This window comes from Streptomyces sp. NBC_01335 (assembly GCF_035953295.1).
In the GTDB taxonomy this organism is placed as follows: Bacteria; Actinomycetota; Actinomycetes; order Streptomycetales; family Streptomycetaceae; genus Streptomyces.
On record NZ_CP108370.1, the window covers coordinates 1814629 to 1830606 of the forward strand.

The window sequence follows — 15978 nt, forward strand, 5'->3', positions numbered from 1 at the left end:
CGAGTACGGGGCGGGTCGACGCGGATACGCGAACGGGACACCGCGCACGCGCATACGGGACACCGCCGACAGGCATATACGTACCGCCGCGGATACGCGTGAGGCCCGCCCCCCGAAGGGGACGGGCCTCGTGCGTACCTACTCCTGCTACCGCCGTCCGTCAGCGGTCGCCAGGGTCAGAGCTTCAGCTCTGGCCGCCGGCCAGCTTCTCGCGCAGAGCGGCGAGCGCCTCGTCCGACGCCAGGGCGCCGGAGTTGTCGGCCGACTCCGAGGAGTACGAGCCGCCACCGCTGCCGCCGGAGGCAGCCGGGGCGCCGGCCGGGGCAGCAGCGCCCTCGGCAGCGGCGGCCTCGTCGGCCTCGCGGGACTTGATGACCTGGGCCTGGTGCTGCTCGAAGCGCTGCTGCGCCTCGGCGTACTGGGTCTCCCAGACCTCGCGCTGCGCCTCGAAGCCCTCGAGCCAGTCGTTGGTCTCGGGGTCGAAGCCCTCGGGGTAGATGTAGTTGCCCTGGTCGTCGTAGGACGCGGCCATGCCGTACAGGGTCGGGTCGAACTCGACCGAGGCCGGGTCGCTGCCGAAGGACTCGTTGGCCTGCTTCAGCGAGAGGCTGATCCGACGACGCTCCAGGTCGATGTCGATGACCTTGACGAAGATCTCGTCGTTGACCTGGACGACCTGCTCCGGGATCTCCACGTGGCGCTCGGCCAGCTCGGAGATGTGGACCAGGCCCTCGATGCCCTCGTCGACGCGCACGAACGCACCGAACGGAACGAGCTTGGTGACCTTACCCGGGACGACCTGACCGATCTGGTGCGTACGGGCGAACTGCTGCCACGGGTCTTCCTGCGTCGCCTTCAGCGACAGGGAGACACGCTCGCGGTCCATGTCGACGTCGAGAACCTCGACGGTGACTTCCTGGCCGACCTCGACAACCTCGGACGGGTGGTCGATGTGCTTCCAGGACAGCTCGGAGACGTGGACGAGACCGTCGACGCCACCCAGGTCCACGAAGGCACCGAAGTTGACGATCGAGGAGACGACGCCGGAGCGGACCTGACCCTTCTGCAGGGTGGTGAGGAACGTCTGGCGAACCTCGGACTGGGTCTGCTCCAGCCAGGCGCGGCGGGACAGGACCACGTTGTTGCGGTTCTTGTCCAGCTCGATGATCTTCGCCTCGAGCTCCTTGCCCACGTAGGGCTGGAGGTCGCGGACGCGACGCATCTCGACGAGCGACGCCGGCAGGAAGCCACGGAGGCCGATGTCGAGGATGAGACCACCCTTGACGACCTCGATGACGGTACCGGTGACGATGCCGTCCTCTTCCTTGATCTTCTCGATGGTGCCCCAAGCACGCTCGTACTGCGCGCGCTTCTTCGAGAGGATCAGGCGGCCTTCCTTGTCCTCCTTCTGGAGAACCAGGGCCTCGATCTCGTCGCCGACCTTGACGACCTCGTTCGGGTCGACGTCGTGCTTGATCGAGAGCTCGCGGCTCGGGATGACACCTTCGGTCTTGTAACCGATGTCGAGGAGAACCTCGTCCCGGTCGACCTTGACGATGACACCATCAACGATGTCGCCGTCGTTGAAGTACTTGATCGTCTCGTCGATCGCCGCGAGGAACGCGTCCGCGTCGCCGATGTCGTTGACCGCAACCTGCGGAGTGGTGGCGGTGGTCTCGGTGCTGCTCGTCATGTGGGAAAGGGCTCCGGTACGGACAGTGAGTCGTAGGTACTGCTACGCCGAAAGCCCGTATCGCCTCTGCAGAAGCCGGACAGCCTGGAAGGTGCCCGACCCGACTCCGGGAGACACCTCGACAACCGAGGGGACATGCAACAGACGCGAGCGCGGCCTGCTAGGTCTGAGGCGCGCAGGCTCGCAGCGCAACTTGTAGCATACGGGGGCAGCCGGACACGGTCAATGCGCGAAGGGGCACACGCGGGGCGCACCGGACCATATCCGGCACAACTCGGCCGCGCCGGGGCGGTATCCGGCCAGTTTCGGAACCCGGAAGTTCCTCACTCGCGCGTCGCCGGAATCCGGCACCCGGGGTCGGGCACGGCCGCACGGACACTCCCCGCACTCCACCGCACGCGGTGGGTACAGGCAAACTACAACGACGGACACGATGAGCCAAGAGACCTACGGAACCGAACCGGAAGCGACCCGCCGCGAGGCGGACGACACGGAGAGCAGCCGAGCCAGTCGCGGCTGGTGGGACCGGAACGCGGACGAGTACCAGAGCGACCACGGGGCGTTTCTCGGCGACGACCGGTTCGTCTGGGGGCCGGAAGGGCTCGACGAGGCGGAAGCCGGGCTGCTCGGGCCCACCGCCTCCCTCGCGGGGCGCGACGTCCTGGAGATCGGCGCGGGCGCGGCGCAGTGTTCCCGCTGGCTGGCCGCCCGGGGAGCCCGCCCGGTCGCCCTCGACCTCTCTCACCGGCAGCTCCAGCACGCCCTGCGGATCGGCGACGAGGTGCCGCTGGTGGAGGCGGATGCCGGGGTGCTGCCCTTCCGGGACGGTTCCTTCGACCTCGCCTGCTCCGCCTACGGTGCCGTGCCCTTCGTCGCCGACCCGGTACGCGTCTTCCGGGAGGTCCGCCGGGTGCTGCGGCCCGGTGGACGCTGGGTCTTCTCGGTGACCCACCCGATCCGCTGGGCCTTCCCCGACGAGCCGGGGCCGGAGGGCCTCTCCGTCGCCGCGTCCTACTTCGACCGCGTCCCCTACGTGGAGCAGGACGAGTCGGGCGAGGCCGTCTACGTGGAGCACCACCGGACGCTGGGCGACCGGGTCCGGGACGTGGTCGCGGCCGGCTTCCGCCTCGTCGACCTGGTGGAACCGGAGTGGCCGGAGTGGAACCACCAGGAGTGGGGCGGCTGGTCGCCGCTGCGGGGGAACCTCATCCCGGGCACGGCGATCTTCGTCTGCGAACGGGACTGACCCCGTCCCGCTCCGGCTGCGCCTCATCCGTCCCCCTCCGGCCGCGGCCGAGTCCTCCTGACTCCGCCGACCCTGCCGCCCGACCCGCCCGACCCGCCTGCCTCTGCTGGCTGTGCGGGCCTGCCGTCCGGCTCTGCTGACTCCTGTGACTCTGCCGCACGCCCCTCCGGAGCCGCCTCCCCCGTGCGGGGGAAGCGGCTCCCCCGTGCGGGGGTGGGGGCGCCCGGCCGCCCGTACGACACTGGGTCCGTGATCCGAACCGATGCCCTGGCCGACCTCCCCGTCCGCACCGCCGTGCCCGCCCTGCGCCGGGCGCTCGACGAGCGGGGCACCGCCGTGCTCTGCGCACCGCCGGGCACCGGCAAGACCACGCTCGTCCCGCTCGCCCTCGCGGGACTGACCGGCGAGGGTCCGCCGCGCCGGGTCGTGGTCGCCGAGCCACGCAGGATCGCCGCGCGGGCCGCGGCCCGCCGCATGGCGTGGCTCCTCGGCGAGCGACCCGGGGGCCGCGTCGGCTTCACCGTGCGCGGCGAGCGGGCGGTCGGCCCGGACACCGTGGTCGAGGTCGTCACCACCGGGGTGCTGCTCCAGCGCCTCCAGCGCGACCAGGAACTCTCCGGCACCGACGTGGTGATCCTCGACGAATGCCACGAACGCCACCTGGACGCGGACACCGCCGCCGCCTTCCTGCTGGACGTGCGCGAGACGCTCCGCCCCGATCTGCGGCTGGTGGCCGCGTCCGCGACGACCGACGCGGAGGGCTGGGCCCAGCTGCTCGGCGGTGCCCAGGTGATCGAGGCGACGGGGATCTCCCATCCGGTGGAGGTCGTCTGGGCGCCGCCCACGGCTCCGGTCCGGCCGCCGCACGGGATGCGGGTCGATCCCGCGCTGCTGGCGCACGTCGCCCAGGTCGTGCGCCGGGCGCTCGCGGAGCGGGACGGCGACGTGCTCTGCTTCCTGCCCGGCGTCGGCGAGATCGCCCAGGTCGCCGGCCGGCTGGCCGGAGCCGGCGCGGAGGTGCTCCAGGTGCACGGACGGGCTCCCGCCGCCGTGCAGGACGCGGTCCTGGCGGGGGGCTCCGGCGTGGGACGGCGGGTGGTGCTGGCGACCTCGGTCGCGGAGTCCTCGCTGACGGTGCCCGGGGTGCGGGTCGTGGTCGACAGCGGCCTCGCCCGGGAGCCCAGGACCGATCACGCCCGGGGGCTGAGCGCCCTGACGACCGTGCGGGCCTCGCAGGCGACCGGACGGCAGCGGGCGGGCCGTGCCGGACGGGAGGCTCCCGGTGCGGTGTACCGGTGCTGGACGGAGGCGGAGGACGGGCGGCTCGCCCGGTTCCCGGCCCCGGAGATCCGGGTCGCGGACCTGGCGGCGTTCGCGCTCCGGGCCGCGTGCTGGGGCGACCCGGGGGCGGTGGGCCTGGCGCTGCTCGACCCGCCGCCCACCGGGGCGATGAGCGCGGCACGCGAGGTGCTGACGGCGGTCGGGGCGGTGGACGGGGACGGGCGGGTGACCGGGCGCGGCACACGGATGTCCCGGCTCGGCGTCCATCCCCGGCTGGCGCGCGCCCTGGTCGACGGAGCCCGTGAGGTGGGCGGGCGCCGGGCGGCCGAGGTGGTGGCCCTGCTGAGCGAGGAGCCGCCCCGCGCGTACGGCGACGATCTGGCGGCGGCCCTGCGCACCGCGCGCCGGGGCGGCGACGGGTACGCCGCGCGCTGGCGCCAGGAGGTGCGCCGGCTGTCGTCCTCGCTCGGCGACGGAGCGGAGGCCGGGCACGCGACGGCCGACGGCCCGGCGGGCGGGGCCGCTCCGGTCACGGACGACGCCGTCGCCGGACTGGTCGCCGCGCTGGCCTTCCCCGAGCGGGTGGCGCGGGCCCGGGGCGGGGAGGCGTTCCTGATGGCGTCCGGGACCGGGGCGGCGCTGCGGGACGGCTCGGGGCTGCGCGGCTCACCGTGGCTCGCGGTCGCCGTGGCGGACCGGCCCACGCACGCCGCGTCGGCCCGGGTGCGGCTGGCCGCGGTGATCGACGAGGACACCGCGGTGCTTGCCGCGGGACACCTGCGGTTCCGGGGCGAGGAGGTCCGCTGGAGCGACGGCGACGTGGTGGCGCGTGTGGTGGACCGGCTGGGTGCGGTGGAGCTGGTGGTGCGCCCTCTGAAGCAGCCCGCTCCGGAGCTGGTGCGCACCGCGCTTCTGGAGGGGCTCCGCCGGGAGGGCACCGGGCTGTTGCGGTGGACCCGCGACAGCGAGCAGTTGCGGGCCCGGCTGGCGTTCCTGCACGGCGCTCTGGGGACGCCGTGGCCCGAGGTGTCGGACGAGGCGCTGCTGGCGCGCGCCGGGGAGTGGCTGGAGCCGGAGTTGTCGCGTGCGCGGCGCCGCTCGGACCTGGGGCGGATCGACGCGGGGCAGGCGCTGCGCCGGTTGCTGCCGTGGGCGACCGGCGAGGCGTCCCGGCTGGACGAGTTGGCGCCCGAGCGGATCGAGGTGCCGAGCGGGTCCCGTATCCGGGTGGAGTACGGCGGAGAGCAGCCGGTCCTCGCGGTGAAGCTCCAGGAGTTGTTCGGCCTGGCCGAGACGCCCTCGGTGGCCGGGGTGCCCGTGCTGGTGCACCTGTTGTCCCCGGCGGGGCGCCCGGCGGCGGTGACCGCGGATCTCGCCTCGTTCTGGCGGGAGGGGTACCGCGCCGTCCGCGCGGAGCTGCGCGGGCGCTACCCCCGACACCCCTGGCCGGAGGACCCGACGACGGTGGCGGCCACCCGGTTCACCTCGGCACGGCTGAAACGGGAGCAGCGGTCATGACCCGGTGAGCGGCGCGCGCCTGGGCGACGGGGGCCGGGGGCCGGGGGCCGGGCGCACCGGTGGTGGTGCGGCGGTACGAAGGCGGAGGTACGACGCGGGGCCGGTATGGCCGCGCGCCCGTACCGGGAGGTGCTCGGTACGGGCGCGCGGAGGTGCTGAGCGGCGTCAGGCGGCGGGCGGCGCCTCGACGGTGAGCTCGATGTCGAGGACGGCTCCGCCCTCGGTGGTGATCCGCAGCGTGTAGGTGCCCACCGTGTCGCCGGCGTGGATCTGCGGGAGGGTGAGCAGGCCGTCCGCGTCGGTCGTCAGACCGGTGAGCGTGCTGACCGAGGTGTCGTTCGCACCGGTGAAGCGGGGGCCCTGGCCCTCCGGCACGGGCTGCCCCGCGCTGTCGAGGATCGTGGCGGTGACGGCGACACCGGAGGCGACGGCCCCGCCGAGGGTGGCCTTGACCTGTACGTCCTCCGCGAACTCGCCGCCCTGGGCGGCCGTCAGCGCGGTGCTGGTCGTCCGGGCGACGGTGTCGGCGCGGCGGGCCGTGACGGTCGCCGTGAAGGCGAGGCTGAACTGTCCGGTGGTGCCGGCGGCGGCGTGGATCTGGAAGTCGCCCGTGGTCTCGCCCGCCACCAGCGCCGGGGCGCTGGCGGTGCCGTCGGCCGAGGTGACGGCCTCGGCGCTCGTGGCCCCGCCGGCGAAGCGGGCGTCCGTGTCGCCGCTGATGGTGAAGGTGACGGGAGCCTGGGCGAAGCTGTCGCCCTCGCCGTCGACGGCCCGGACGGTGACGTCCCCGGCGAAGTCCTGGCCCGCCATGGCGGTCAGCGTGCCGGTGCCCGCGTTCTCGATCCCGGCGAGCTTGCGGACCTGGGCGGGCGACGGGGGTGTGGTGGTCGTGGGCGGCTTGGTGGTCTGGGTGCCCCCGGGCTTGCCGCCCGGCGTCGGGGAGGGGCTCGGGGACGGCGAGGCGGTCCCGGGCGTCGGGTCCGGGGACGGCGAGGTCGACGGAGACGTCGAGGGCGAGGAAGACGAGGAGGGCGAAGTCGCGGCCGGGCCGGGCGTGGTGCCGGTCGCCGGGCCGGGCGTGGTCGGCAGGACACCGGTTCCGTCGGGCACCGAGTGCGTGCCGTTGTTGTAGTACTCGAACCAGGACCGCACGGTCGACAGGTAGGCGTTGGAGTGGTTGTAACTCAGCACCGCACGGTCGATGTCGGTGCCGAGGGAAAGGTCCCGGGTACCGGCGCAGAGGTAACGCCCGGCGGCGAGCGCCGCGTCGTAGACGTTGTTGGGGTCCTTGCGCCCGTCGCCGTTGGCGTCCTGGCCCCAGGTCGCCCAGGTGGACGGGATGAACTGCATCGGCCCGACCGCTCGGTCGGTGACGGTGTCGTTGTCGTACGCGCCGTTGTCCGTGTCCGGAATGAGTGCGAACCCGTTGCCGTCGAGAGCGGGGCCGAGGATCGGGCTGAGCGTGGTGCCGCTCGCGTCGACCTTGCCGCCGCGCGCCTGGCCCGACTCCACCTTGCCGATGGCGGCGAGGAGTTGCCAGGGCAGTCGGCAGGCCGGGTCGGTGCCGGCGATGGTCGACTGGGCCTGCTTGTACGCGGCGAGGACCGAGGCCGGAATGCCCGATTCGGCGCTGGTGGCGGGCAGATCGACGGAGGTGCTGGGGGTACCCGGGGTCGTCAGCGGCGGCAGGTCGGTGTGGTACTGGTCGTTGCCGGTGGCCGCACCGTCTTCGGGTTCGGCCGCGGCCGGCTGGTCGTTCCCGCCGGGCTGCGTGGCGAGGCCCAGGGTCGCGCCGGGTGCCTGCGAGGCGGAGAGCGCCGCGACGACGGCGGCGGCCACCGCGGTGCTGGTGGCCCCTCTGCGCAGGCGACGGCCGAATTGCGCTGCCATATGGTCTGGTCCCTCCCCGACGACGGCTGTTCGCGCTCCCCAGCGCGAGGACTCCCGTGACCCTACGGCAACTCCTGATACTTCGACACAGTCGTCTGACCGGTTCTTACTGGTTTTTCACGATGTTCAACCGAAGTTGTACTGGACCTCGCTTCCGGGGCGGTGGCGGCCCTCCCCGCCTCTTCCGGGACGGTGGCGGCCCTCCCCCGTCCGCCATCCCCGCCCCTGCCCCCTGCCTCCCGCTCCCCTGCCTCCTGCTTCCCGTCTCCCGCCCCGGACATGGCAGAGGCCGGGCACGTCGTGCCCGGCCTCCGTCCCGCAGGGGAAGCACACCCCGTCGGTCCCGCCCTCGTCAGTGCGCCGCGGACTCCCAGTCGGTGCCCACGCCGACCGACACGTCCAGCGGGGCGCGCAGCGACACGGCCGAGGCCATCTCGTGGCGCAGGATCCCCTCCACCTCTGCGCTTTCGCCGGGGGCGATCTCCAGCACGATTTCGTCGTGCACCTGGAGCAGCATCCGGGACTTCAGCTTCGCCTCCGTCAGCGCCCGGTCGACGTGGAGCATGGCGACCTTCACGATGTCCGCGGCGGTGCCCTGGATCGGGGCGTTGAGCGCCATGCGCTCCGCCATCTCGCGGCGCTGGCGGTTGTCGCTGTTGAGGTCGGGGAGGTACCGGCGGCGGCCGAAGACCGTCTCGGTGTACCCGGTGGACCTGGCTTCCTCGACGACCCGGTGGAGGTAGTCGCGTACCCCGCCGAAGCGCTGGAAGTACGTGTCCATCAGGCCACGGGCCTCGCCGGCCTCGATGTTGAGCTGCTGGGAGAGCCCGAACGCGGAGAGGCCGTAGGCGAGTCCGTACGACATGGCCTTGATCTTGCGCCGCATCTCCGGGTCGACGGCCGACTTGTCGACGCCGAACACCTGGGAGGCGACCGTGGTGTGCAGGTCCTCGCCCGAGGTGAACGCCTCGATCAGGCCGGCGTCCTCGGAGAGGTGGGCCATCACCCGGAGTTCGATTTGGCTGTAGTCCGCCGTCATCAGGGTCTCGAAGCCCTCGCCGACGACGAAGCCCCGGCGGATCGCGCGCCCCTCGTCCGTACGGACCGGGATGTTCTGGAGGTTGGGGTCGGTGGAGGAGAGGCGTCCGGTCGCCGCCACCGTCTGGTTGAAGGTGGTGTGGATACGGCCGTCCGCCGCGATCGTCTTGATCAGGCCCTCGACGGTGACCCGCAGCTTCGCCTGCTCGCGGTGGCGCAGCATGATCACCGGCAGCTCGTGCTCGGTCTGTCCGGCGAGCCAGGCCAGCGCGTCGGCGTCGGTGGTGTACCCGGTCTTCGTCTTCTTGGTCTTGGGCAGGCCCAGTTCGCCGAAGAGGACTTCCTGGAGCTGCTTGGGCGAGCCGAGGTTGAACTCCCGGCCCACCGCCGCGTGCGCCTCCTTTATGGCCTGCTGCACGGCGCCGGCGAACTGCTGCTCCATCGCCTCCAGATGGGCGCGGTCGGCGGCGATGCCGTGCCGCTCCAGCCGGGCCAGCAGGATCGAGGTGGGCAGCTCCATGTCGTGCAGCAGGTCGAGTGCGCCGACTTCCCGGAGCCGGGTGCTGAACGCGGCGCCGAGGTCGAGGACGGCGCGGGCCTGCGTCATCAGGGCGTCCGCCTCGGCGCGGTCGTCCGCGCCGAACGCGAGCTGCCCGTCCGCCGCGGCGGCGGGGGCCAGCTCGCGGCCGAGGTACTCCACGGCCAGCGCGTCCAGCGCGAACGACCGGCGTCCCGGCTTCACCAGGTACGCCGCGAGCGCGGTGTCCATGGTGACGCCCTCGATGTGCCAGCCCAGCTCGGGGAAGACCCGCATGGCCGCCTTGGCGTTGTGCAGGACCTTCGGCCGCTGAGGGTCGGCGAGCCAGGCGGTGAACGCCTTCTCGTCGGAGGCGTCGAGCTCCGTCGGGTCCAGCCAGGCCGCGGCCCCGCCGACCGCTGCCAGGGCGATCTCGGTGACGGTGCCGGCGCCCAGCGCCCAGGTGTCCACGGTGGCCATGCCCAGCGGCTGCGCGCCGTGCTCGGCGAGCCAGCCGGCGACCTGCCCGGTGGCGAGGACCGTGCCGTCCAGCTCGACCCCGGCGGCCGGGGCGGGCGCCTCCTCCTCGGCCGCGCCCGGATCGACGGCGAGCAGCCGCTCCCGCAGGCTCGGGTTGCGGATCTCCAGGACGTCCAGCACCCCGGTGACGGCGGCGCGGTCGTACGGGGCGCGCTCCAGCTCGGCGGGGCCCTTCGGGAGCTCCACGTCGCGCACCATCTCGGTGAGCAGGCGGTTCATCCGCACCGCGTCCAAGTGGTCGCGGAAGTTCTGCCCGGCCACACCCTTGACCTCGTCGGCGCGTGCCACCAGCTCGTCGAAGGAGCCGAACTGGTTGATCCACTTCGCGGCGGTCTTCTCGCCCACCTTGGGGATGCCGGGGAGGTTGTCCGACGGGTCGCCGCGCAGCGCGGCGAAGTCCGGGTACTGGGCGGGGGTGAGGCCGTACTTCTCCTCGACCTTCTCCGGGGTGAAGCGGGTCAGCTCGGAGACGCCCTTGGTCGGGTAGAGGACCGTGACGTTCTCGGTGATGAGCTGGAAGGAGTCGCGGTCGCCCGTGACGATCAGCACCTCGAACCCGGCTGCCTCGGCCTGGGTGGCGAGCGTGGCGATCACGTCGTCGGCCTCGAAGCCGTCGACGGCGAACCGGTCCGCGCGCATCGCGTCCAGCAGCTCGCCGATCAGCTCGACCTGCCCCTTGAACTCGTCGGGGGTCTTGGAGCGGTTCGCCTTGTACTCGGGGAACTCCTTGGAGCGCCAGGTCTTGCGGGACACGTCGAACGCCACCGCGAAGTGCGTGGGCGCCTCGTCGCGCAGCGTGTTCGCCAGCATCGAGGCGAAGCCGTACACGGCGTTCGTCGGCTGCCCCGTCCCGGTCGTGAAATTCTCCGCGGGCAGGGCGAAGAACGCCCGGTACGCCAGGGAGTGCCCGTCCATGAGGAGCAGGCGCGGTCGGTTGTCTGCCGTCTTCTTCGATGCTGTCTCAGCCACGTACACGATCCTGCCACGGCCCACCGACATCACGGACCGCACGCGGGCCCCGCGCCCCCTTCTCCCCGAACGCGTCCCGCCCTCCCCGAACGCGCCCCCTCCTCCCCGAACGCGTCCCACCCTCCCCGAACGCGTTCCCTTCCTCGGACGCGTCCCCTTCCTCGGACGCGCCCCCCTTCCTTCCGAGCACGTCTCCCCCTTCCCAATGACGTCCGCCCCCTTCCGAACGCATCCATTTCCTTCCGGATGTGCCCTTCTCCTTCCGGATGCGCCCCTCAAGGGCCATGACAGGATCGAACGAGAGGAACCCACGCGCTCGAAGGGGAGCAACCATGGCCACGAAGCCCCCGACCGGAGATCCGGTCCAGGACGCCCCGCAGGTCCAGGAGGCCCAGCACTCCGCCGCCGGGCTGCCCGCCGTCGCCCACTCGCTGCTCATGGCCCAGCAGCAGATGGGGCTGGGCCGCACCGCGCGGACCCTCCTCAAGGTCAACCAGAAGAACGGCTTCGACTGCCCCGGCTGCGCCTGGCCGGAAGGCGACAAACGCCACACCGCGGAGTTCTGCGAGAACGGCGCCAAGGCCGTCGCCGAGGAGGCGACGCTGCGCCGGGTCACCCCGGAGTTCTTCGCCGCGCACCCGGTCTCTGACCTCGCGGGGCGCAGCGGGTACTGGCTCGGCCAGCAGGGCCGGATCACGCAGCCGATGTACCTCCCCGAGGGCGCGGACGCCTACGAGGCGATCGGCTGGGACGCGGCTTTCGCCATCATCGCCGAGGAACTCCGTGCGCTCGGCTCCCCCGACGAGGCCCTCTTCTACACCTCCGGCCGCACCAGCAACGAGGCCGCGTTCCTCCTCCAGCTCTTCGCCCGCGAGTTCGGCACCAACAACCTGCCGGACTGCTCCAACATGTGTCACGAGTCTTCCGGCTCGGCGCTCGTGGAGACCATCGGCATCGGGAAGGGCAGCGTCTCCCTGGAGGACCTCCACCAGGCCGATCTGATCATCGTCGCCGGGCAGAACCCCGGCACCAACCACCCGCGCATGCTCTCCGCCCTGGAGAAGGCCAAGCACGCCGGAGCGAAGATCATCTCGGTGAATCCGCTGCCCGAGGCCGGCCTGGAACGCTTCAAGAACCCGCAGACCCCGCAGGGCATGCTCAAGGGCACCGCCCTCACCGACCTCTTCCTCCAGATCCGTCTCGGTGGCGACCAGGCGCTCTTCCGCCTCCTCAACAAGCTGATCCTTCAGACCGAGGGCGCCGTCGACACCGCGTTCGTCGACGAGCACACCCACGGGTACGAGGAGTTCGCCCGGGCCGCCCGGGAAGCCGACTGGGACGACACCCTCACCGCCACCGGACTCGACCGCGCCGACATCGAGAAGGCCCTCGGCCTGGTCCTCGCCTCGGAGCGCACCATCGTCTGCTGGGCGATGGGCCTCACCCAGCACAAGCACTCCGTGCCCACCATCCGCGAGGTCGTCAACTTCCTTCTGCTGCGCGGCAACATAGGCCGGCCTGGCGCCGGAGTCTGCCCGGTGCGCGGCCACTCCAACGTCCAGGGCGACCGCACCATGGGCATCTACGAGCGCCCCGCGCCCGCCTTCCTCGACGCCCTCGACCGGGAGTTCGGCATCACCTCGCCGCGCCACCACGGGTACGACGTGGTCCGCGCCATCCGCGCCCTGCGCGACGGCGACGCCAAGGTCTTCTTCGCGATGGGCGGCAACTTCGTCGCCGCCACCCCCGACACCGACGTCACCGAGGCGGCGATGCGCCGCGCCCGCCTCACCGTGCACGTGTCGACCAAGCTCAACCGCTCGCACGCAGTCACCGGCAGCCGCGCCCTGATCCTGCCGACCCTCGGCCGCACCGACAAGGACGTCCAGGCCGGCGGCAAGCAGTTCGTCACCGTCGAGGACTCCATGAGCATGGTGCACGCCTCCCGGGGCAACCTAGCCCCCGCGAGCCCGCATCTGCTCTCCGAACCCGCCATCGTCGCCCGCATGGCACGCGCCGTCCTCGGTCCCGGTTCGAAGACCCCCTGGGAGGACTTCGAGAAGGACTACGGCACGATCCGCGACCGCATCTCCCGCGTGGTGCCCGGCTTCGAGGACTTCAACGCCCGGGTCGCCCGCCCCGGCGGATTCACCCTCCCCCACGGCCCGCGCGACGCCCGCCGCTTCCCGACCGCGACCGGCAAGGCCAACTTCACCGCCGCACCCGTGGAGTACCCCGAACTCCCCGAAGGCAGGCTGCTGTTGCAGACACTGCGCTCCCACGACCAGTACAACACCACGATCTACGGACTCGACGACCGCTACCGCGGCATCAAGGACGGCCGCCGCGTCGTGCTCGTCAACCCCGACGACGCCCGCGAACTCGGCCTCACCGACGGCGCCTACACCGACCTCGTCAGCGAATGGAAGGACGGCACCGAACGTCGCGCCCCCGGCTTCCGCGTCGTCCACTACCCCACCGCACGGGGCTGCGCCGCCGCCTACTACCCGGAGACGAACGTCCTGGTGCCGCTCGACTCGACCGCCGACACCAGCAACACCCCCGCCAGCAAGTCGGTCGTGGTCCGCTTCGAGCCCGCCGGCTGACCCGGCCGCGCGGGGCGGACCCGGCCGCGCGGGGCGGACCCGGGCCAACACCCCGGTGCCGCTCCCGTACGCACGCCCATCCGGCCCAGACCGGAACAGCACAGGCCGGAGCGGTTCAGGCCGGAGCGGTTCAGGCCGGGGCCGCTCCCGTACGGACCTCGTCGCGCACCGTGCCGGCGCGGCGGGGACCCGGCACTCCGATCCCGCCGCCGCCCTCGCTCCCGGTCCGGTCCGCCGCGGCCTCCCGGCGCAGCAGCAGCATCCCCGCCACCGCGACCGCCCCCGCCACCGCGAAGCCGACGGCGGGGGTCGAGCCCGAGGGGTGCGTCTCGTACACCAGCGCCGCGGAGAGCACCGCCAGCCTCCGGCCGGCCCGGCCGCGGCAGGCCCGTACGGCGACGAACGGCACGCCCCACAGGACGTACCACGGCTGCACCATCGGTGAGAGCACCACCAGCGCCGTCAGCGCCAGGCCCAGCGCCAGTACCGGGTCCAGGCGGCCGGTCGCCGAGCGCCACCCGAGGCGCCCGATCAGGGCCCCCGCCGCGGCGAGTCCGAGGAGCTGCACGGCCGACTTCACCGTGTCCTGGTCCGCCCCCGCCACCAGGTGGGCGAGCGCGCCGAGCCCGGCCCCCAGGTCGCTGGAGACGGAGAGCCAGGTGTGGATGGCGGCCGCGACGCCCTGCGTGTGCAGCCAGCCGAAGCCGGTGCCGCTCACCACGGAGACCAGGAGCACCGTCGCGGCGGCGACCAGCCCAGGACCGAACGCGCCCCGCACGATCCGTCGCGCGGGCGACCCGGCGGAGGATCTCCCCACCACCACGCCGACGAACAACAGGGCCAGTCCGGCGGGGGACTTGACCATCATCGCCAGCCCGATCAGGGCCGCTCCGAGGACCCAGCGGCCGCGCAGCGCGCACACCGCGCCCGCGAGCGCGAGCCCGGCCATCAGGCCGTCGTTGTGCACGCCGCCCACCACGTGGATCAGGAGCAGGGGGTTGAGCGCCGCGAGCCGGAGCGCCCCGCTCTCGTCGGCCCCGTACTCGCGCGCCAGGCGCCGTACGGCCCACACGATCAGCAGCAGTGCCGCCACCGCGACCAGGCGCAGCACCAGGACCGCGGGGACGAGGGTGCCGCCGGTGAGCGCCGCCGCGCCCCGCGCCAGCAGCAGGAAGAAGGGGCCGTACGGGGCGGGGGTGTCGGTCCAGTGCCCGCCGACGCTCGCCGCCGCGTCGCCCGCGAAGCCCGCCGGGTCGAGGACCGAGGGGCCCTGGCTGTAGACGTCGTGGCCTTCGAGGACCATCGCTCCTTGCGCGACGTAGCTGTAGACGTCCGCGCTGTACAGGGGCGGCACCAGCAGCAGCGGCGCCACCCACCAGGCGAGCGTCACCAGCGTGTGCCGTACGGAGGCGCCGGCCCGGCCGTACGCCCACCAGGCGACGACGAGCGCGGTGAGCCCGGCGTACGCGAGGACGGTTCCGGCCGTGGTCACGGCGGGGCCCCGCTCCGTCCACCAGCCCCAGGGGTCGTGCACCGGCAGCCTGCCGGCGACCCAGCCGCCCGCGCCGATCCCCAGCGAACCGGCCAGTCCCAGCCGACGACATCCCACGACACCCAGTCCCCGCATCGGACCAACCTACCGAACGGCGGTGAACGGCCGTCCTCCCCCGTACAGCCGTCCGGGGATGCCCGCGGTGGTGGGATGCCCGCGGCGGCCTCGGGTCCGCACAAGCCGGGGCGGTGTCCGGCGGATCATGGCCGGAGACCACCTAAGCATCCGCTCAGTGGTCTCTGGTAAGAACGGAGCGCACAGCGAAGACACCACCGGACGAACGGAGCCGAACCCATGGGCGACCAGAACGCATCCGCACCCGTGTTCCCGCAGGAGGTCATCGACGAGTACGCCTCGCTCGGCATCGACCTGCCCGCCCTCTTCTCCGCCGGGCACCTCGGCGAGCGGATGGGCGTGCGGATCACCGAGGCGTCGGCGGAACGCGTCGTCGGCACCATGCCGGTCGAGGGCAACACCCAGCCCTACGGCCTCCTGCACGGCGGGGCGTCCGCGGTGCTCGCCGAGACCCTCGGCTCCGTCGGCTCCATGCTCCACGGCGGCACCGGGAAGCTCGCGGTCGGCGTCGACCTCAACTGCACCCACCACCGGGGCGCCCGGAGCGGGCTGGTGACCGGTGTCGCCACCCCCGTGCACCGCGGACGCTCCACCGCCACCTACGAGATCGTCATCACCGACGACCACGGCAAGCGCGTGTGCACCGCCCGCCTCACCTGCCTGCTGCGCGAGGTGCCGGCCGCGGGCTGACCGTCCGCACCGTCACACCGCCGCACCACAGCACCCCGCACCCCCGCTTCTCCGCTGCCCGGCCGGGCCCGTGAACCATCCGGCCGGGCATCTTCATGCGCACTACACGTAACAGAAGTTGACCATGAAATTCAGCCAACTACCCTGACACCGCACGGGGTTCAATGCATCACTTCACGCCACACCGTCAGGGTCACGGAACTGCGGACCGCCCGGCGTAACACTGCGTAACAGGCGCGCAATGAACGCGACCGCCTCCCCACGCCCCTCCCCCTACCCCACGAACCCCTCCCCCACGCACCGCGCGCGAGCCCGCCCGTCAGCACCAAGATCGCCCCAAGCCCCTTAGCAGAGCTGGGCGTT

General features: G+C 72.8%; 8 protein-coding genes. 4 read left to right on the forward strand and 4 right to left on the reverse strand.

The window, feature by feature from the left end:
- Positions 1-184: 184 nt before the first annotated feature.
- Positions 185-1693 carry a 30S ribosomal protein S1 gene (gene rpsA, locus OG599_RS07480; protein ID WP_266703241.1) on the reverse strand — a complete coding sequence of 503 codons (1509 nt, stop codon included), beginning with the start codon at positions 1691-1693 and terminating at the stop codon, positions 185-187.
- A gap of 433 nt (positions 1694-2126) precedes the next feature.
- Between rpsA and OG599_RS07485 the strand changes: the two genes are divergently transcribed.
- Together OG599_RS07485 and hrpB are read left to right on the forward strand one after the other, a co-directional pair.
- Positions 2127-2939: a class I SAM-dependent methyltransferase gene (locus OG599_RS07485; RefSeq protein WP_327175161.1), complete on the forward strand. Its 813-nt coding sequence runs from the start codon at positions 2127-2129 to the stop codon at positions 2937-2939.
- A gap of 249 nt (positions 2940-3188) precedes the next feature.
- Complete coding sequence (gene hrpB, locus OG599_RS07490) at positions 3189-5738, forward strand: ATP-dependent helicase HrpB (RefSeq protein ID WP_327175162.1); 2550 nt, start codon at positions 3189-3191, stop codon at positions 5736-5738.
- Positions 5739-5903: 165 nt separating this feature from the next.
- On the opposite strand, the gene OG599_RS07495 is transcribed toward hrpB, so the two are convergent.
- Positions 5904-7628 carry a lytic transglycosylase domain-containing protein gene (locus tag OG599_RS07495; protein ID WP_327175163.1) on the reverse strand — a complete coding sequence of 575 codons (1725 nt, stop codon included), beginning with the start codon at positions 7626-7628 and terminating at the stop codon, positions 5904-5906.
- A 352-nt stretch (positions 7629-7980) separates the two neighbouring features.
- On the reverse strand, positions 7981-10692 hold the full coding sequence (gene polA, locus OG599_RS07500; protein WP_327175164.1) for a DNA polymerase I: 2712 nt from the start codon (positions 10690-10692) through the stop codon (positions 7981-7983).
- Between the two features lie 332 nt (positions 10693-11024).
- On the opposite strand from polA, the gene OG599_RS07505 reads away from it, so the two are divergent.
- Entirely contained in the window at positions 11025-13298 is a 2274-nt protein-coding gene (locus OG599_RS07505; RefSeq protein ID WP_327175165.1) for an FdhF/YdeP family oxidoreductase, read from the forward strand.
- A 130-nt stretch (positions 13299-13428) separates the two neighbouring features.
- Here OG599_RS07505 and mptB read toward each other — a convergent pair whose 3' ends face one another.
- Positions 13429-14925, reverse strand: coding sequence for a polyprenol phosphomannose-dependent alpha 1,6 mannosyltransferase MptB (mptB, locus tag OG599_RS07510; protein ID WP_327175166.1), 1497 nt, complete (start codon positions 14923-14925; stop codon positions 13429-13431).
- Between the two features lie 219 nt (positions 14926-15144).
- Here mptB and OG599_RS07515 point away from each other — a divergent pair, with 219 nt between their 5' ends.
- Positions 15145-15615, forward strand: coding sequence for a PaaI family thioesterase (locus OG599_RS07515; RefSeq protein ID WP_327175167.1), 471 nt, complete (start codon positions 15145-15147; stop codon positions 15613-15615).
- Positions 15616-15978 lie beyond the last annotated feature (363 nt).

Coding starts and splice junctions, on each gene's coding strand:
- rpsA (WP_266703241.1), bottom strand. CDS start 1,693: ATGACGAGCAGCACCGAGACCACCGCCACCACTCCGCAGGTTGCGGTC.
- OG599_RS07485 (WP_327175161.1), top strand. CDS start 2,127: ATGAGCCAAGAGACCTACGGAACCGAACCGGAAGCGACCCGCCGCGAG.
- OG599_RS07495 (WP_327175163.1), bottom strand. CDS start 7,628: ATGGCAGCGCAATTCGGCCGTCGCCTGCGCAGAGGGGCCACCAGCACC.
- OG599_RS07505 (WP_327175165.1), top strand. CDS start 11,025: ATGGCCACGAAGCCCCCGACCGGAGATCCGGTCCAGGACGCCCCGCAG.
- mptB (WP_327175166.1), bottom strand. CDS start 14,925: ATGCGGGGACTGGGTGTCGTGGGATGTCGTCGGCTGGGACTGGCCGGT.
- OG599_RS07515 (WP_327175167.1), top strand. CDS start 15,145: ATGGGCGACCAGAACGCATCCGCACCCGTGTTCCCGCAGGAGGTCATC.